The organism is Rhodococcus sp. AC861, from assembly GCF_979256035.1.
The window spans coordinates 605,905-623,324 of sequence record NZ_CEEDMW010000003.1; the positions used below are offsets into that span (position 1 = coordinate 605,905).

Sequence of the window (17,420 nt, forward strand, 5' to 3'; positions counted from 1 at the left end):
GTTCTGCTCCCCTCACGGGGTGCTGTTCACGGAGGTGATCAGCCGATCATGTTGCGCAGCACGTACTGCAGGATGCCGCCGTTGCGGTAGTACTCCGCCTCGCCGGGGGTGTCGATGCGGACGACGGCGTCGAACTCGACGGCCGAGCCGTCTTCCTTCGTCGCGGTGACGTGCATCGTCTTGGGCGTGCGGCCCTCGTTCAGCTCGGTGATGCCCGAGATGTCGAAGGTCTCGGTGCCGTCGAGCTTCAGCGACGCCGCGGACTCACCGGCGGGGAACTGCAGCGGGACGACGCCCATGCCGATGAGGTTGGAGCGGTGGATGCGCTCGAACGACTCGGTGATGACGGCCTTGACGCCGAGCAGGCGAGTGCCCTTGGCGGCCCAGTCACGCGAGGAGCCGGAGCCGTACTCCTTGCCGCCCAGGACGACCAGCGGGATGCCGGCGTTCTGGTAGTTCTGCGACGCGTCGTAGATGAAGGCCTGCGGGCCACCGTCCTGTGTGAAGTCGCGGGTGTAGCCACCCGAGACGTCGTCGAGGAGCTGGTTGCGCAGTCGGATGTTCGCGAACGTTCCGCGGATCATGACCTCGTGGTTGCCGCGACGCGAGCCGAAGGAGTTGTAGTCCTTGCGCTCGACACCGTGCTCGTCGAGGTACTGCGCGGCCGGCGTGCCTGCCTTGATGTTGCCGGCGGGGGAGATGTGGTCGGTGGTGACCGAGTCTCCGAGGTACGCCAGAACGCGTGCACCGGAGATGTCGGTGACAGCCTCCGGATCCTTGGGCATGCCGTCGAAGTACGGGGGCTTCCGCACGTAGGTCGACTGCGGATCCCACTCGAACGTCTTACCGTCCGGGGTGGGCAGTCCGCGCCAGCGCTCGTCGCCCTTGAAGACGTCGGCGTAGCCCTTGGTGTACATCTCCTTGGAGATGGACGAGTCGATCGTGTCCTGGATCTCCTTGGGGGACGGCCAGATGTCCTTCAGGAAGACATCGTTGCCCTCGTTGTCCTGACCCAGAGCGTCGTGCTCGAAGTCGAAGTCCATCGTGCCGGCCAACGCGTAGGCGATGACGAGCGGCGGGGACGCGAGGTAGTTCATCTTCACGTCGGGGGAGATGCGACCCTCGAAGTTGCGGTTACCGGACAGGACAGCGGTGACCGTGAGGTCGTTGTCCTGGATGGCCTCGGAGATCTTGGGATCGAGCGGGCCGGAGTTACCGATACACGTGGCGCAGCCGTATCCGACGAGGAAGAAGCCGAGCTTCTCCAGGTACGGCCACATGCCGGCCTTGTCGTAGTAGTCGGTGACGACCTGCGAACCCGGCGCCATGGAGGTCTTGACCCACGGCTTGCTGGTCAGGCCCTTGTCGACGGCCTTCTTGGCCAGCAGGGCAGCGCCGAGCATGACCGACGGGTTGGAGGTGTTGGTGCACGAGGTGATCGACGCGATGGCGACGGCGCCGTGATCGAGCACGAAGGAGCCCTGCTCGTCCGAGTCGACGCGCACCGGGTTGGTCGGGCGACCCTCGGCATTGCCGGCGGCGGAGTGCAGCGGAGCCGCATCGTCGTCGGCGAAGGACAGCGTGGCCGGATCCGAGCCCGGGAACGTCTCGTCGAGTGCCTCGTCCAGCTTGGACGGAGTCGCGTCGACGTCCTCGCCACCCACGTAGTTGTGGATGTCCTTGCGGAACGCGATCTTGGACTCCGACAACAGGATCCGGTCCTGAGGACGCTTCGGTCCGGCGATGGACGGAACGACGTCGCCGAGGTCGAGCTCGAGGTACTCGGAGTACGTCGCCTCGTTCTCGGGGTCGTGCCACATGCCCTGCTCCTTGGCGTACGCCTCGACGAGAGCGAGCTGCTCGTCGGTGCGTCCGGTGAGGCGCAGGTAGTCCACGGTCTCGGAATCGATCGGGAAGATCGCGGCGGTGGAGCCGAATTCGGGGCTCATGTTGCCCAGCGTCGCGCGGTTGGCCAGGGGGACCTCGGCCACGCCCTTGCCGTAGAACTCGACGAACTTGCCGACCACACCGTGCTTGCGCAGCATGTCGGTGACGGTGAGCACCACGTCGGTCGCGGTGACGCCCGGCTTGATCTCACCGTTCAGCTTGAAGCCGACGACGCGCGGGATGAGCATGGAGACGGGCTGGCCCAGCATGGCCGCCTCGGCCTCGATGCCGCCGACGCCCCAGCCCAGCACACCGAGGCCGTTGACCATGGTGGTGTGCGAGTCGGTGCCGACGCAGGTGTCGGGGTACGCCTGACCGTTCCTGACCATGACGGTGCGCGCTAGGTGCTCGATGTTGACCTGGTGCACGATTCCGGTGCCCGGGGGGACGACCTTGAAGTCGTCGAACGCGCCCTGGCCCCAGCGCAGGAACTGGTAGCGCTCGCCGTTGCGCTGGTACTCGATGTCGACGTTGCGCTCGAATGCGTCGGCTCGGCCGAACACGTCGATGATGACGGAATGGTCGATGACCATCTCGGCGGGAGCGAGAGGGTTGACCTTCTCCGGGTCGCCACCGAGAGCGGTGACGGCTTCACGCATGGTGGCGAGGTCCACGATGCAGGGGACTCCGGTGAAGTCCTGCATGATCACGCGCGCCGGCGTGAACTGGATCTCGATGCTGGGCTCGGCGGACGGATCCCACGCAGCGATCGCGTCGATGTGGTCCTTGGTGATATTGGCGCCGTCCTCGGTGCGCAGCAAGTTCTCTGCGAGCACCTTGAGGGCATAGGGCAACTTCTCGGTGCCGGGAACAGCGTTCAGTCGGAAGATCTCGTACGAGTTCTCTCCGACCTCCAGCGTTCCCTTCGCGCCGAACGAATCGATACTTGAGGTCACGTCAGCTCCACTCGTCTTCAGGGCTGCCGTCGACGGGGCTGTGTCGACGGCCTTACGAGAGCAGGCGGGCGTCGCCGGTGGGCCGGGTGAGGGTGCACCCGGCGGCGTCGAGTCCGCCGCTGTCTCTGTGTTCGATTCTAACAGTACGCTTGTCCTGTGAGAATGGCGGGCAGATCGCCGATGTCTTTCTCACCGCGTACGACGTCATCGTTCTCTACAGTCCCGACACGCGCAATCACCGCCCCGCGGAACCGAGTGCGCCTCCGAGGGGTCGCGGGATTCGTACCGTAGGGTTTCGCACGCAAGTACGAGTCACGCATCGACAGTCGATGCTCGATCCCGGACGGACGATGTCACCCTCACCCAGCGACCACATCCTGTCCATGCCGGCGCCCGCCGAGGTGCCGACATTCGTCGACCTGTCGTCGACGCTGGCGGATGTCGCCGACGACGGTGTCGCCGCTCCCGGAAAGGACGTCGTCGGCCTTGAGGGCGTCGTTGCTCGGGCGAGCGAGCACGGTATCGACCTGTCCATCGTCGTGGTGGACGCGCCCGCACCCCTCGACTCCCAGCTCCGCGACCTCGCGACGTCCGTCGGCGCGACGGACGGCGGCACCGTTCTCGTCCTCGGGCCGGGCCAGGTGGGGACGTTCAGCGATTCGATCGACCGCGTCACACTCGAGGCCGGACAGGATCAGGCCTACACGGGGGACCCGGTGGCGTCCGCGAACAATTTCCTGGACGTCGTCCTCGAGCCCGGTACGCCGTGGACCGCCCTGACCGTTGCTCTCGTCCTGGTCGTCGCGGCGGTTCTGTCCGGTACCTGGTGGGCGAACGCCCGTCGTCACGACGCCGCCCGGGTGACAGCAGACCGGCGCGCTCGAGGACAGGTCACCGACGGCGGGGCCATTCCCGCCGACGATCTGTGACCATTCCTGAAAAAAGTCCGAACGAATCTTTTTCGTACAACGTCCTGATCAGGGCGGATGTCGTACGGCGAATCTCAACTGTGTCATTTGTGACTGGAGTTCCGTAAGCGTTCGAAGTGTCGTACGGTTCGCAAGGCACTGCTTGGGGAAGAAGTGTCGCAGAGGGGCTGATCATTGCTCCCGGGGTCGGCCACGCACGGCCGTTGTTCGGGATCGCGTCGCGCTGCGCCATGCCTCCCCACGCATGCACGTGGGTGATTCCGCTCTGCGGACGTGAGGGAGACACAGTTGAAGCGATACGACCGACGCTCATCGATGCGGTCGCGAGCAGTTCGTCGCACTGTCGGGGGAGTATTCGTCGCGACGGCTCTGATGCTGTCCGGTACCGGTCTTCTCACGCCCACACTCGCGTCCGCGGTCCCTCCGCCGCCGCCCAACCCGTCCGATTCCGACATCGCCGCCGCCGGCGCCCGTGTCGGAGATCAACTGGGGCGCGTCGGCCAACTCATCGACCAGGTCGCGTCGGCCAACCAGCAACTCGCCGCGATCGACGCGCAGGTCGCCATCAAGAGGGAAGACGTCAACAAGGCACTCGTCGACCTGCAGAACGCGCGAACCGTTGCAGACGCCGCGGCCGCGGCCGTCGGCATCGCGCAGCAGGCACTTCGCGACGCGGGCCGGATGATCTCCGACGCGCAGACCAAGTTCGACGCCTTCGCCGTCACGGACTACGTGAAAGGCACCGGATCTGCGGGGTTCTCGTCGCTTCTCGACGCGCAGGGTCCCCAGGACGTGCTCGACCGTGCGCAGATCCTCCGCATGCTGTCGTCGAAGCAGAACGCGACGCTCGACGGCCTGCAGCGTGCGCGCACCGAGGAAGCGAACCGCGACTCCACGGCCCGCGCGAGCAAGATCGAAGCCGACCGCGCCTCCGCCGAAGCCGATGCCAAGAAGTCCGAGGCGGAAGATGCCATCGCCGCTGCCGTGACGGCTCAGCAGGAGCAGGCCGCACAGAAGGCGGCCGTCGAGTCGCAGCGTGACAGCGCCGCTGCCGAACTCGACCAGGCCAGGAACGCGGCCGCCGGCCTCGAGGGTCAGCGCGATGCCTACTCGCAGTGGGACCAGCAGCGTCAGGCGGAGGAAGCAGCTGCGGCAGCAGCGGCCGAAGCCGCCCAGCAGGCAGCCGTCGCAGCAGCCGCTCGGGTCGCGGCCGACCAGGCTTCCGCGGATCGCGCCGCAGCACTGGTGACGGGCGAACGAGACCACACCGATCTGGCAGGCAGCACGACCTCGTCGGGAACGACCTCCTCCGGAACAGCCTCGTCGGGCAGCACCAGCTCGTCAGGAAGTACGTCGTCGGGGACGAGTTCGTCGGGTGGCACGAGTTCGGGTGGGGGCCGCGGCAGCAGCGGCAAGGATCCGTCGCTGACGGGGTCGGCTGCCATCGAGCTGGTCATCGACCGAGGCATGTCGGTGCTGGGAACGCCCTACTCCTGGGGCGGCGGCAACGAGAACGGTCCGACCAAGGGGATCCGCGACGGCGGTGTCGCCGACAGCTACGGCGACTACAACAAGGTGGGCTTCGACTGCTCCGGCCTGATGATGTACGCCTTCGGTGGACTCGGCATCTCCTTGCCGCACTACACCGGGTACCAGTACACGGCCGGTAAGCAGGTGCCGTCGTCCCAGATGCGACGCGGGGACATGATCTTCTACGGCCCCGGCGCATCCCAACACGTCGCCCTGTTCCTCGGGGACGGCAAGATGCTCGAAGCTCCGCAGTCGGGTTCCGTGGTCAAGGTCTCACCCGTGCGGTTCGACGGCATGACGCCGTACGCCGTACGCATGGTCGAGTGACACCCCGTCCGAGCAGGTAGAACGTCGTGTGTCCTCGTCACCTGCCATAGTGGAACCCGGCAGGAAACGTTCCGGGCAGAAAGCGGTGGTTCCACAGGTGACGTCACGAGAGACCGACACGACCGATATCTCTCGGGATGTGCAGACACTCGAGAAGGCCGTCTACGAGGTCAAGCGCGTGATAGTCGGGCAGGACCGGCTCGTGGAACGCATTCTCGTGGGGCTTCTCGCACGAGGACACGTTCTGCTCGAAGGTGTACCCGGCGTGGCGAAGACACTGGCGGTCGAGACCTTCGCGACGGTCGTCGGCGGGTCGTTCTCGCGCGTCCAGTTCACTCCCGACCTAGTCCCTACCGACCTCATCGGTACGCGTATCTACCGGCAGGGCAAGGAAGAGTTCGACACCGAACTCGGTCCCGTCGTGGCCAACTTCGTTCTGGCGGACGAGATCAACCGCGCGCCGGCCAAGGTGCAGTCCGCGCTTCTCGAGGTCATGGCGGAGCGGCAGGTGTCCATCGGTGGCCACACGTACCCGATGCCCGACCCGTTCCTCGTCATGGCGACGCAGAACCCCATCGAGAACGAGGGTGTGTATCCCCTTCCCGAAGCACAGCGTGACCGCTTCCTGTTCAAGATCGTCGTGGACTACCCGTCGGTCGAGGAAGAGCGCGAGATCGTCTACCGCATGGGTGTCGCGGCGCCCACGCCGAAACAGATCCTCGACCCCGTCGAGTTGGTGCGCCTGCAGAACGTGGCCGCCTCGGTCTTCGTCCACCATGCACTCGTCGACTACGTGGTCCGCGTCATCGCCGCCACCCGTACGCCCCGCGACATCGGTCTCGAAGATGTGGCCGGGTGGATCGCGTACGGCGCGTCACCGCGCGCCACGCTGGGAATCATCAGCGCTTCCCGCGCCCTCGCCTTCGTGCGCGGCCGCGACTACGTGGTGCCGCAGGACGTTCTCGACGTCGTGCCGGACGTTCTCCGCCACCGGCTCGTCCTGTCGTACGACGCGCTGGCCGACGAGGTCACCCCGGAACAGGTCATCACCCGCATCCTGCAGACGGTCGGACTGCCGCAGGTGGGTGCACAGCCGGTCCAGCAGCCGCAAGCTCCCCAGCAGAATCCGAACAACGGTGCTGCGCCGCAACAGTTCCCGCCCCAGCAGCAAGGACCGCAGCAGCAAGGTCCGCAGCAGCAAGGACCGCAGCAGCAAGGTCCCCAGCAGCAGGGACCGCAGCAACAGAATCCCCAGCCGCCCCAGCAGGGTGGTCCGGCACCGTGGATGCAGAAACAGGCTCCTGCTTCCGATCCCACGAGGTGAGCGTGGCGTCTCCAGGCGCCGGTTCCGGCACGCCGCCGCGCGCTCAGCGTGGTGCGCCCCCGTCGTTCGCGTCCGGCACTCTCGAGGATCCGCGACTGTCCGTCGCGTTGCGCACCCTGGAACTGACGGTGCGCCGTCGGCTGGACGGCGTGCTCCACGGTGACCACCTCGGCCTGATCCCGGGACCGGGATCGGAACCGGGGGACGCACGTGAGTACCAGCCGGGCGACGACGTCCGGCAGATGGACTGGTCGGTCACCGCCCGGACGACACACCCGCACGTGCGGCAGAGTGTTGCCGATCGCGAGCTCGAGACGTGGATGGCCGTCGACCTGTCGGCGTCGCTGGACTTCGGGACGGCCGGGTGCGAGAAGCGGGATCTGGCGGTCGCTGCGGCCTCCGCTATCGCGCACCTGACCAGTGGCGGCGGTAATCGCATCGGCGCCGTCATCGCCAACGGTGCCGACATCACGCGTGTTCCGGCTCGCGGGGGCCGTGCCCACATCCAGTCGATGCTCCGCACCGTCGCGACGACCCCGCACGCCCCCGACGGGGTTCGCGGCGACTTCGCCGGCGCCATCGACGCGTTGCGTCGGCCGGAGCGTCGGCGGGGAATGGTGGTGGTGATCAGCGATTTCCTCGGCACCACCGAGTGGGAACGTCCACTCCGTGCTCTCGCGGCTCGCCACGACGTATTGGCTGTCGAGGTACTCGATCCCCGCGACCTTGAGTTGCCCGACGTCGGTGACGTGGTTCTGCACGATCCGGAGACCGGGCGCACGCGCGAGTTCAGTACCACTCCGCAACTGCGCGCCGACTTCGCTCGCGCCGCTGCCGCGCATCGGACCGATGTCGAGAAGATCCTTCGTGGGTGCAGCGCACCCCGTCTGACGCTGCGGACCGACGGTGACTGGATCGCCGACGTCGTCCGTTTCGTCTCACGCCGTCGCCACGGCGCCAGTCTGGGAGCGAGTACGCGGTGAGCCTGCAGGATTTCTCGTCGCCCTGGTGGCTGCTCTTTCTCGCGGTCGTCGCCGGCCTCGTCGCCGCCTACGTGCTGGCGCAGCGCCGACGCCAGCGCAACACGATGCGCTTCACCAACATGGAGCTGCTCGAGAAAGTGGCTCCCCGGCGCCCCGGCATCGTCCGCCACGTCCCGACCGCCCTGATTCTCGCGGGTCTGTTGTTCCTGACCGTCGCCCTCGCGGGTCCGACGGCCGATCAGCGCGTCCCGCGGAACAGGGCCACGGTCATGCTCGTGATCGACGTGTCGTTGTCCATGGAGGCCACGGACGTCGAGCCGACGCGTCTGGCCGCGGCGCAGCAGGCCGGTAAGGAATTCGCCGACGGTCTGACTCCGGGCATCAACCTGGGTCTCGTGGCGTTCGCCGGCACGGCCTCGGTGTTGGTGTCACCCACGACCGATCGCGAGGCGACGAAGTCGGCCATCGACCGGTTGCAGCTGGCAGAGCGCACGGCCACCGGCGAAGCGATCTTCACCTCGATGCAGTCGATCGAGACCCTGGGCGCCGTACTCGGTGGTTCCGACGCGGCACCGCCCGCCCGGATCGTGCTGCTGTCCGACGGCAAGCAGACCGTCCCCGAGAATCCCGACGACCAGCGCGGCGGGTACACCGCGGCGCGTGAGGCCGAGACCAAGGGGATCCCGATCTCGACGATCTCGTTCGGCACCAGCTACGGCACCGTCGACATCACCGACGAGCAAGGTGACACCCAGCGCGTCGCCGTGCCCGTCGACGATCCGTCGCTCGAGGAGATCGCGCAGCTGTCGGGCGGCAGTTTCTTCACCGCGTCGAGTCTCGAGGAACTGACCGAGGTATACGACACCCTCGAGGAACAGATCGGGTACGAGACGACGCGCGGCGATGCCAGCCGGCCCTGGCTCATCGCCGGAGTCCTGTTCATCACGGCGGGACTTGTCACAGCATTGTCCCTACGTCAGCGAGTGCCCTGAGCCGGATCGGTAGAGTACTGCCGGGCCGAGCGATGTCCTGTTCACGACGTCGGCCCGCCCACCGTCGATTTCACCGTGCTCCGAGAGAAGGTCCACTCGAATGTCCTCTGTTCCCGAGTCCTCCACACCCGACGCGGCGTCCGCCGGAGCGTTCGTCTCCCGGTCCGTGCTCGTGACCGGAGGCAACCGGGGCATCGGCCTCGCCGTCGCGCGTCGTCTCGCTGCGGACGGCCACAAGGTCGCTGTGACGCACCGCAGTTCCGGTGCGCCGGAGGGCTTGTTCGGTGTCCAGTGCGACGTCACCGACTCCGCCTCCGTCGACGCCGCGTTCACCGAGGTCGAGAAGCATCAGGGTCCGGTCGAGGTCCTCGTCGCCAACGCCGGCATCACCGACGACACCCTGCTCATGCGCATGACGGAGGAGCAGTTCACGTCGGTCATCGACGCGAACCTGACGGGCGCGTTCCGCGTCGCCAAGCGGGCCAGTCGGTCCATGCTCCGGGCGCGGTTCGGCCGGTTCGTCTTCCTCGGTTCCGTCGTCGGGCAGGCCGGTGGCCCCGGTCAGATCAACTACGCCTCGTCGAAGGCCGGAGTCGTCGGTATGGCCAGGTCGCTCACACGCGAGCTGGGCTCACGGTCCATCACCGCGAACGTCGTGGCTCCGGGCTTCATCGAGACGGACATGACCGCCGAACTCGACGACAAGTTGCGCGATCAGGCGCGCGAGTACATCCCGCTCAAGCGTCTCGGAACGCCCGAGGACGTGGCCGCAGTGGTCAGTTTCCTGGCGTCCCCGGACTCGAGCTACGTCTCCGGCGCCATCATCCCGGTCGACGGCGGCATGGGCATGGGTCACTGAGCCGTTCTGCCGACTCACCGTCACCCGATTCCACTCTCACTCACCGAAAGGTCACATCGATCATGGGCGGACTGCTCGAAGGAAAGACCATTCTGGTCACCGGCATCATCACGGACGCGTCCATCGCGTTCCACGCCGCCAAGATGGCGCAGGAACAGGGCGCGAAGGTCATCATCACCGGCTTCGACCGTCTGCGTCTGATCGACCGCATCGCTCAGCGTCTGCCGCAGCCGGTACCGCCGGCCATCGAACTCGATGCCACCAACGAGGAGCATCTCGCCGCTCTCGCCGATCGCATCACCGAGGTCGCACCCGAGGGAATCGACGGAGTGCTGCACTCCATCGCGTTCGCGCCGCGCACCCTGATGGGGCCGGGATCGAAGCCGTTCCTCGAGGGACCGGGCCCGGACGCCGCCGCGGCCTTCCAGATCTCCGCGTGGAGCTACGCGTCGCTGGCACGCGCCGTGCTGCCCGTCATGAACGAGGGCGGCTCCATCGTCGGCATGGATTTCGATCCGCGCACGGCGATGCCGTTCTACAACTGGATGGGTGTCGCGAAGGCGGCCCTCGAATCGGTCAATCGCTACGTCGCCCGCGAGGTGGGTGAAGCGAAGAAGGTGCGGTCGAACCTCGTCGCTGCCGGACCGATCAAGACGCTGGCCGCCAAGGCCATCGCGGGAACCGCCACCGGTGACGCCGACAAGATGAACCAGCTCAACGAGTACTGGAACGGCGCATCGCCCATCGGCTGGGACTTCAACGACCCCACCGCCGTGGCGAAGTCGATCTGCGCGCTGCTGTCCGACTGGTTGCCGGCCACCACCGGCTCGATCGTCTACGTCGACGGCGGCGCCAGCCACAACACCTGGCTTCCCGAGAACCTCTGAGCCAGTAGGGCGCCTGCGGTGCCCGCGCGAGGTCGCGGCACAATGAGGTCATGACCTACGACGCTCTTCTGCTGTTGTCCTTCGGCGGACCCGAAGGGCCTGACGAGGTCCGGCCCTTCCTCGAGAACGTCACTCGGGGAAGGGGCATCCCGCCGGAGCGTCTCGATGCGGTGGCCGAGCACTACCTGCACTTCGGTGGCGTCTCGCCGATCAACCGTCTCAACCGCGAGATCATCGCCGCGGTCGAGACGGAGTTCGCCTTGACGGGCATCGACCTGCCCGTCTACTTCGGCAATCGCAACTGGCACCCGATGGTGGAGGACACCGTGTCGGCCATGGAGGCCGACGGAGTGCGCAACGCCCTGGTCTTCCCGACGTCGGCGTGGGGCGGGTACTCCGGGTGCCGCCAGTACCACGAGGACATCGCTCGTGCTCGCGCAGCTGTGGGTGACGGGGCGCCGCAGCTGACCAAGCTGCGCCAGTACTACGACCACCCGCTGATGGTGGACTCGTTCGCGGACGCGATCCGCGCCGCCCTGAGCAGACTTCCCGCAGACCGCCGTGACGGTGCGCGCGTGGTGTTCACCGCGCACTCCGTGCCCGTGTCGGCCGACGAGGCAGCCGGCCCACCGTTCGCCGGCGGCAATCTCTACAGCCGTCAGGTCACCGAGGCTTCCCGGCTGTGCGCCGCGGCGGCCGGCATCGACGACTTCGATGTCGTGTGGCAGTCGCGTTCCGGCCCGCCGCAGATCCCGTGGCTCGATCCCGATATCTGCGACCACCTCGAGGCCCTGTCCGCCTCCGGTGTCGACGCCGTGGTCATCTGCCCGGTCGGATTCGTCTCGGATCACCTCGAGGTGGTGTGGGACCTCGACACGGAAGCAGTCGAGAAGGCCGAGGAACTGGGAATGGCGCTCGAGCGAGCGGGAACACCCGGCGCGGACCCGCGTTTCGCCACCCTCGTGCGGACGTTGGTCCAGGAACGTACCGCCGATGTCTCCCCGAAGCGGCTGGGGTCGGAGCCGGCCTTCGGCACGACCGTCGACGGATCCCCGTGCAACCCCGGATGCTGCGAGCCTCCGGTGCGACGCCGCCCCGCCTGATACCCTGAACACCCCCCGCGAGTACGCCGAAACTGTCGTGATCAGGGCCCGGATCACGACACTATGGACGTACTCGCCGGGGGTAGATCTAGCGCGGGTCGGACGCCAGATAGGTGTCGATGGCAGCGCGAACGGCTGCGCGCCGTGCGGTACGGACGGCGCTCTGCAAGGGTCGAAGGACCGCTTCGCGCGCCTCGGCGCCCGTGCTGCTCGCCGCCTGTGACGGTGCGGACGTGCGCGCTGCATCCAGGATGGCGTCGACGCGGTCGGCGGTGTCCAGCACTCGCGTCGTGCGCTCCGGGAGCGGGGGATAGCGGTGACGCCCGACCAGGGCCAGGCGCTCCGCGATCATGGTGTGCGGATCGTCCCCTCGCCCGGTCGCGACGGTCTGCAGGGCCGACAACGCTTCCGCCGCACCACGAACGGTGTCTCGCATGGAGTACTCGATCTCACCCAGCGAGAGTTCCTGGTACGTGGTCGGGACGGTGACCGTGAACACGGTCCAGCGCATCACATCCGGCCCCTCGTGGGTGGGTACGAAGGCGACGCCGGATCCACCGGGAACGCCGACGACGACGCCTTCACCGGCAAGCACTGCAGCAGAGGAGAATTTGCGGTCGCGGGGGAGTCCGGCGACGTCGCCCGGCGCCGGGAGCACGAGATCGACGGTCACATCGCGGTGTCCGACGGGGGCGGCATCACGGACGGTGCGGAGGAGTTCCGCCACCCCGACGTCGCGGGGCACGGGCCAGGGCAGTGACAGTCTGTCCGCCGTGTCCGGATCTCCGGCGACGACGAGACTGAGCGGACCCCATTCGGTGACGGCGTCGATGACGTCGTCGGGGGACGCGGCTCCGGCGAGCCAGGCGCCGCACCAGATGGCAAGGCTCGAGGATGGGGACGACACCTGTCGATCATAGGCGCCGGAGTCGTGTTCGACCGGCGTGCCTGCCCGTCGAGCGGTACCCGAACTGGGTAGCGTGGAGCCGCTCCGGCGGTCTGCCGGAGCGGTGTGAACGATGTGCAGCAGAGTCGACGAGCGAGGGTGGTCATGTCCGGGAACGACCGTTACGGCGGGGACATCTTCGCCGGTCATCCGCGAACCGTGCGTCGTGTCGCACCGACGGTGGCGGCCGAGCGCGATCTGGTCGTGGAGGACGCGGCGACCGGTTTCTGCGGCGCGGTGGTCGGTTTCGAGCGCACGTACGACGGTGACTTCGTCCGATTGGAGGACCGCCGTGGAGTCCGTCGGTTGTTCGCGATGAGAGAGGCCGCCTTCCTCGTCGACGGCGCACCCGTGACGCTGACCAAGCCGAGGCCGGTCGCGGCCACCACCGCAACACGATCCGCGTCGGGCTCGACCAAGGTGCAGAATGTGCGCGCGAAAGTTGCTCTGCCGAGCCGTATCTGGGTCGAGGGCATTCACGACGCCGCCATCGTCGAACGGGTCTGGGGCCACGACCTGCGGGTCGAGGGCGTGGTCGTCGAGCATCTCGAGGGGCTCGACAACCTTGCGGACCGGTTGCAGGAGTTCGGCCCCGGCCCCGGCCGCAAGGTCGGCGTACTGGTGGACCACCTCGTGGACGGATCCAAGGAGGACCGGCTCACGCGCTCCCTCGGTCCGTACGTGACCGTCACGGGACACCCGTACATCGACGTGTGGGAAGCGGTGAAGCCCGCGTCGCTCGGCATCGACGGGTGGCCGCGCATCCCGCGCGGAACGGACTGGAAGACGGGCGTCTGTCGCGAATTGGGCTGGGGGACACCGCAGGACGGGTGGCGCAAGGTCTACGGTGCGGTGTCGACGTTCCGTGACCTGGAAGCGCCGCTGATCGGTGCCGTGGAGCGTCTCGTCGACTTCGTCACCGTCCCCGACGAAAACGGGTGACCCGGTCGGTAACGATCGGTGCACGACGCCGTTCAGCACCCCACGGCGTCGGTGTTCGTGGCTACTGTGGGTGGCGTGGTTGCACTTCTGTGGTTGGTCGGAGCGGTGATTCTCGCTGCCGGTGAGGCACTGTCCGGAGACTTCTTCCTGCTGATGTTGGCCGGTGGCGCCCTGGGTACCGCAGGCGTCTCGGCCCTGACGGATCTTCCCGTGTGGGGCGATGCACTCGTGTTCGCTGCGCTGTCCGCGGCTCTGATCCTCGGTGTCCGGCCGGCGCTCACCCGCCGGTTCTCCACGCCGCCGCCGACGCCCACCGGTATCGCGGCACTGACGGGACGTCATGCCAGGGTGATCGACGCCGTCGGTGAGCATTCGGGAACGGTGAAGCTCGACGGCGACGTGTGGACGGCTCGTCCGCTCGATCCCACCGAGGTGTACGCGGCCGGAACGACCGTGACCGTGATGAAGATCGACGGCGCCACGGCCGTCGTGTGGAAAGGACCCTAGATGGCCGACTATGCCGCCTTGATCGCCCTTGCCGTGGTCGTACTCTTCGTGGCCGTGGTGGTGGCCAAATCGGTGACGCTGGTCCCGCAGGCCGAGGCCGCGGTGATCGAGCGACTGGGCCGTTACTCCAAGACGGTGTCCGGGCAGCTGACGTTCCTCGTGCCGTTCGTCGATCGCGTGCGCGCGAAGGTCGACCTGCGCGAGCGTGTCGTCTCGTTCCCCCCGCAGCCGGTGATCACGCAGGACAACCTGACGGTGTCCATCGACACCGTCGTCTATTTTCAGGTGACGACGCCGCAGGCCGCGGTCTACGAGATCAGCAACTACATCGTCGGTGTCGAGCAGCTCACCACGACCACCTTGCGCAACGTGGTCGGTGGTATGACGCTCGAAGAGACTCTGACGTCTCGTGATTCGATCAACGGCCAGTTGCGCGGGGTGTTGGACGAGGCCACCGGTCGATGGGGCCTCCGCGTCGCCCGCGTCGAGCTCAAGAGCATCGATCCGCCTCCGTCGATCCAGGAGTCGATGGAGAAGCAGATGAAGGCCGACCGTGAGAAGCGCGCCACCATCCTCACGGCGGAAGGTCACCGAGAGTCGTCCATCAAGACGGCCGAGGGTGACAAGCAGTCCCAGATCCTCTCGGCCGAGGGCGCCAAGCAGGCCGCGATCCTGGCCGCCGAGGGTGAGCGTCAGTCCCGCATTCTCCGTGCGCAGGGCGAGCGCGCTGCGAAGTACCTGAACGCGCAGGGTGAGGCGAAGGCCATCGAGAAGGTGTTCGACGCCATCAAGGCGGGCAAGCCGACGCCGGAGTTGCTCGCGTACCAGTACCTGCAGACGCTGCCGAAGATGGCGCAGGGCGACGCCAACAAGATGTGGGTCGTTCCGTCCGACTTCGGGGATGCGCTGAAGGGGTTCGCGAAGAATCTCGGTGCGCCGGGCGACGACGGTGTGTTCCGGTTCGAGCCCAGCGATCAGGGCGCCGGACACACCAAGGCCGCCGACGACACCGAGGAGGTCGCCGACTGGTTCGACACGACCACCGACCCGGCAATCGCTCGCGCTGTCGCCGACGCTGAGGCAGTGGCGCGCAAGCCCGTCGACACGTCCCTGTCCGCGGCGGCCCCGCCGAAGCAGGAGGCGACGGACGTGGAGACGCCCGCGATCGAGGGTCAGGACGGGCAGCGGGAGCTGGACGTCTGACGGTCAGTTCGCCAGACCTGCTCCCACTCCGCCGGCGGCCAGCGCCCAGAGAACGCTGGTGAAGGTGCCGATGATGAAGTACTCGGACGCGCGGGGATCGCGCAGTTCGGGGTAGCGCGCCAGGCCTTTGACGGCCAGGACGACGGCGATGCCTTCCGGCCATCCGGCGAGTATCGACACGACGACGGCGATGCGTTCGAGAGTGCCGATGACGAGACCCCCGCGAAGAACGGGGCGATCGTCGTCGGCATCGTCGTCTCCGGGTTCGGGCCGCCGACGCGAGAGATGGAACACGGCCGGGACCACCGCTGCGCCGCCGGCGACGGCAGCCAGGACCGTCAGTGTCAGGACCGCGACGAGTGGAACGCCGGTGACAGGTTCGGGCGCTGCGGCCGCGGCACATCCGGCCACGCCGAGCCCCAGCGACGCGACGACGGCCGGCAACCACCACGGCGCACGACGGTGCGATCTCCTCGCGCGGGGAACGGTCGGAACCGGGGCGGCGGGAACGGTCACGGACGACGCGGCGATCACGAGGGCGACCAGAGCGATCACGGTCATGCGCGTGACCCCTCGTCGCGGGCGAGGCGATCGGCATCGGCGAGCAGTCGGGCGACGACCGGACGTGCTGCCCGCTCGGCATGCCACCCCGCTACGGACAGTCGTTGGGACACCGCTTGCGGCGTGATGGACAGTTCCGCGGCGACGGCGGTCTGGGAACCGAGTCGACGCACGCTGTCGACGGCGGCGCGTCCCTGCTCGCTGCGACGCACCAGGAGCGTGGCCAGCAGCGTGGTGACGGCGTCCGCGTCCGCGGCGGAGGCGTCGTGGTGTCCGCGCACGGCGATGTGGGCGGGGGAGTTCTTCGCGCTGTCCACCGCCTCGCGCGCCGCTTCGAAGGCCGGTCCGCGGCCGGCCCTGGTGGAGGCGGGCAGCGGGTCCTCCACGCTGCCCACGCCGATGCCGACACTCCAGTGCCCGTCCTCGACCAGGGCGAGGGCGGTGTCGAGGGTGTCGGTCGCGTCGTCGGAGACCGCCTGGACCTCGTCCCCGGCGGTGCGTTCGAACGGGCGGAGCAGCGTGGTGGAGCGGCCCAGGATGTCGGCGACGCGATCGACGTCGCGTCGACTGCCTCGCTGGTCCACGGTCAGTACGAACATCTATCAACCCTAGAAGCTTGATCTGCTCACATCAAGCCCTCAGTCTTGATAACTACGTTCAAGATCAAGTTTCAGAACTTGATAGACCGATATCAAGGTTCAACGCTTGATGTCGCTGTCCGATTCTGTGGAGGCGGCGATTGGAAGCGCCGTCTCGAGCACCGGTAACCGCGCGTCGAGGACGAGACCCACGATGCCCACTCCGATGCAGACCGCCGAGACGGCGAGAAGAATCGGGTCCCCGTTGCCGGCGAGTGCGTCGCCGAGCAGCACGATCCCGACGGTGCCGGGAATCACGCCCACGAGAGTGGCCAGCGCGAACGGCACCAGGCGAACGGCCGACAGGCCTGCGGAGTAGTTCACGACCGAGAACGGCACCGGAGCGATCAGGCGCAGGCTCCCCACCGCCAGCCATCCGCGTCGCGCGAGTCGAGCGTCGACCGCGCGGATCAGGGGGTGATTCAGGCGCGTCGCCACCACGTCGCGTCCGAGAGCGCGGACGAGGAGGAACGCCAGCACCGCGCTGACGGTCGTGGCCGACACCGCGACGGACACGCCGGTCACCGGCCCGAACAGCACCCCGGCCGACACCGTGAACAGGGTTCGAGGGACAGGAGCGATGGTGACGACCGCGTGGGCGAGGAAGAAGGCCAGCGGAAAAAGAGGGCCGACAGCGGTTGCCCAGTGGCGCATCCGGTCGACGGACGGCAGCGGAACGAGGACGGCGATCGCGATCAGTCCACCGACGACCACGACGGCGAGCAGCACGCGGAGGAGGACGGCGCGGCGGTTCCGCGGGGTGCGAACCTCGCCGTTCGAGCGCGGCGCGAGGCCCGGTGTCGTCACGACAGTTCACGCTACCGAACGTGGCAGCGAGCACCGCTC

General features: G+C 67.6%; 16 protein-coding genes. 11 read left to right on the forward strand and 5 right to left on the reverse strand.

Features of this window, described 5'->3' with window-relative positions:
• Positions 1–38: 38 nt before the first annotated feature.
• Positions 39–2,843: an aconitate hydratase gene (locus tag AC0IX4_RS12410; protein WP_056074775.1), complete on the reverse strand. Its 2,805-nt coding sequence runs from the start codon at positions 2,841–2,843 to the stop codon at positions 39–41.
• 350 nt (positions 2,844–3,193) lie between these two features.
• On the opposite strand from AC0IX4_RS12410, the gene AC0IX4_RS12415 reads away from it, so the two are divergent.
• The 8 genes from AC0IX4_RS12415 to AC0IX4_RS12450 all read left to right on the forward strand — a co-directional run bounded on the left by AC0IX4_RS12415 (position 3,194) and on the right by AC0IX4_RS12450 (position 11,777).
• On the forward strand, positions 3,194–3,772 hold the full coding sequence (locus AC0IX4_RS12415; RefSeq protein ID WP_471829134.1) for an Rv1476 family membrane protein: 579 nt from the start codon (positions 3,194–3,196) through the stop codon (positions 3,770–3,772).
• A gap of 315 nt (positions 3,773–4,087) precedes the next feature.
• Positions 4,088–5,629 (forward strand): NlpC/P60 family protein, encoded by a 1,542-nt coding sequence (locus AC0IX4_RS12420; protein WP_471829320.1) that lies wholly within the window; start codon positions 4,088–4,090, stop codon positions 5,627–5,629.
• An 85-nt stretch (positions 5,630–5,714) separates the two neighbouring features.
• Positions 5,715–6,953, forward strand: a complete 1,239-nt coding sequence (locus AC0IX4_RS12425) for an AAA family ATPase (protein ID WP_471829135.1) — start codon at positions 5,715–5,717, stop codon at positions 6,951–6,953.
• A gap of 2 nt (positions 6,954–6,955) precedes the next feature.
• The gene (locus AC0IX4_RS12430; RefSeq protein WP_042574577.1) at positions 6,956–7,936 is read left to right on the forward strand and encodes a DUF58 domain-containing protein; all 981 of its coding nucleotides are present in this window, start codon (positions 6,956–6,958) and stop codon (positions 7,934–7,936) included.
• Complete coding sequence (locus AC0IX4_RS12435) at positions 7,933–8,928, forward strand: VWA domain-containing protein (RefSeq protein WP_042574576.1); 996 nt, start codon at positions 7,933–7,935, stop codon at positions 8,926–8,928. Before AC0IX4_RS12430 ends, AC0IX4_RS12435 begins: the two co-directional genes overlap by 4 nt.
• 100 nt (positions 8,929–9,028) lie before the next feature.
• Entirely contained in the window at positions 9,029–9,787 is a 759-nt protein-coding gene (gene fabG1, locus AC0IX4_RS12440) for a 3-oxoacyl-ACP reductase FabG1 (protein ID WP_056074782.1), read from the forward strand.
• Between the two features lie 62 nt (positions 9,788–9,849).
• Positions 9,850–10,674 (forward strand): NADH-dependent enoyl-ACP reductase InhA, encoded by an 825-nt coding sequence (gene inhA, locus AC0IX4_RS12445; protein WP_042574574.1) that lies wholly within the window; start codon positions 9,850–9,852, stop codon positions 10,672–10,674.
• 50 nt (positions 10,675–10,724) lie between these two features.
• The gene (locus AC0IX4_RS12450; protein WP_471829136.1) at positions 10,725–11,777 is read left to right on the forward strand and encodes a ferrochelatase; all 1,053 of its coding nucleotides are present in this window, start codon (positions 10,725–10,727) and stop codon (positions 11,775–11,777) included.
• Between the two features lie 88 nt (positions 11,778–11,865).
• Here AC0IX4_RS12450 and AC0IX4_RS12455 read toward each other — a convergent pair whose 3' ends face one another.
• Positions 11,866–12,684: a hypothetical protein gene (locus AC0IX4_RS12455; RefSeq protein ID WP_471829138.1), complete on the reverse strand. Its 819-nt coding sequence runs from the start codon at positions 12,682–12,684 to the stop codon at positions 11,866–11,868.
• Positions 12,685–12,828: 144 nt separating this feature from the next.
• On the opposite strand from AC0IX4_RS12455, the gene AC0IX4_RS12460 reads away from it, so the two are divergent.
• The 3 genes from AC0IX4_RS12460 to AC0IX4_RS12470 all read left to right on the forward strand — a co-directional run bounded on the left by AC0IX4_RS12460 (position 12,829) and on the right by AC0IX4_RS12470 (position 15,375).
• Positions 12,829–13,665 carry a DUF3097 domain-containing protein gene (locus tag AC0IX4_RS12460; protein WP_471829140.1) on the forward strand — a complete coding sequence of 279 codons (837 nt, stop codon included), beginning with the start codon at positions 12,829–12,831 and terminating at the stop codon, positions 13,663–13,665.
• Positions 13,666–13,740: 75 nt separating this feature from the next.
• A complete protein-coding gene (locus AC0IX4_RS12465) occupies positions 13,741–14,172 on the forward strand; it encodes an NfeD family protein (RefSeq protein WP_471829142.1) in 432 nt (143 codons plus the stop codon).
• Positions 14,173–15,375, forward strand: a complete 1,203-nt coding sequence (locus AC0IX4_RS12470; protein WP_082042769.1) for an SPFH domain-containing protein — start codon at positions 14,173–14,175, stop codon at positions 15,373–15,375.
• Positions 15,376–15,378: 3 nt separating this feature from the next.
• Here the strand turns inward: AC0IX4_RS12470 and AC0IX4_RS12475 are convergent, their stop codons facing one another.
• The 3 genes from AC0IX4_RS12475 to AC0IX4_RS12485 all read right to left on the reverse strand — a co-directional run bounded on the left by AC0IX4_RS12475 (position 15,379) and on the right by AC0IX4_RS12485 (position 17,303).
• The gene (locus AC0IX4_RS12475; RefSeq protein WP_471829144.1) at positions 15,379–15,936 is read right to left on the reverse strand and encodes a hypothetical protein; all 558 of its coding nucleotides are present in this window, start codon (positions 15,934–15,936) and stop codon (positions 15,379–15,381) included.
• Positions 15,933–16,535, reverse strand: coding sequence for a hypothetical protein (locus tag AC0IX4_RS12480; RefSeq protein ID WP_471829145.1), 603 nt, complete (start codon positions 16,533–16,535; stop codon positions 15,933–15,935). Before AC0IX4_RS12480 ends, AC0IX4_RS12475 begins: the two co-directional genes overlap by 4 nt.
• Before the next feature lie 99 nt (positions 16,536–16,634).
• Positions 16,635–17,303 (reverse strand): TVP38/TMEM64 family protein, encoded by a 669-nt coding sequence (locus AC0IX4_RS12485; RefSeq protein WP_471829322.1) that lies wholly within the window; start codon positions 17,301–17,303, stop codon positions 16,635–16,637.
• Positions 17,304–17,420: the final 117 nt, after the last annotated feature.

Excerpts from the sequence above, each read along its gene's own strand:
- AC0IX4_RS12415 (WP_471829134.1), top strand. The coding sequence starts at position 3,194 with ATGTCACCCTCACCCAGCGACCACATCCTGTCCATGCCGGCGCCCGCC.
- AC0IX4_RS12420 (WP_471829320.1), top strand. The coding sequence starts at position 4,088 with ATGCGGTCGCGAGCAGTTCGTCGCACTGTCGGGGGAGTATTCGTCGCG.
- fabG1 (WP_056074782.1), top strand. The coding sequence starts at position 9,029 with ATGTCCTCTGTTCCCGAGTCCTCCACACCCGACGCGGCGTCCGCCGGA.
- inhA (WP_042574574.1), top strand. The coding sequence starts at position 9,850 with ATGGGCGGACTGCTCGAAGGAAAGACCATTCTGGTCACCGGCATCATC.
- AC0IX4_RS12450 (WP_471829136.1), top strand. The coding sequence starts at position 10,725 with ATGACCTACGACGCTCTTCTGCTGTTGTCCTTCGGCGGACCCGAAGGG.
- AC0IX4_RS12460 (WP_471829140.1), top strand. The coding sequence starts at position 12,829 with ATGTCCGGGAACGACCGTTACGGCGGGGACATCTTCGCCGGTCATCCG.
- AC0IX4_RS12470 (WP_082042769.1), top strand. The coding sequence starts at position 14,173 with ATGGCCGACTATGCCGCCTTGATCGCCCTTGCCGTGGTCGTACTCTTC.
- AC0IX4_RS12475 (WP_471829144.1), bottom strand. The coding sequence starts at position 15,936 with ATGACCGTGATCGCTCTGGTCGCCCTCGTGATCGCCGCGTCGTCCGTG.
- AC0IX4_RS12480 (WP_471829145.1), bottom strand. The coding sequence starts at position 16,535 with ATGTTCGTACTGACCGTGGACCAGCGAGGCAGTCGACGCGACGTCGAT.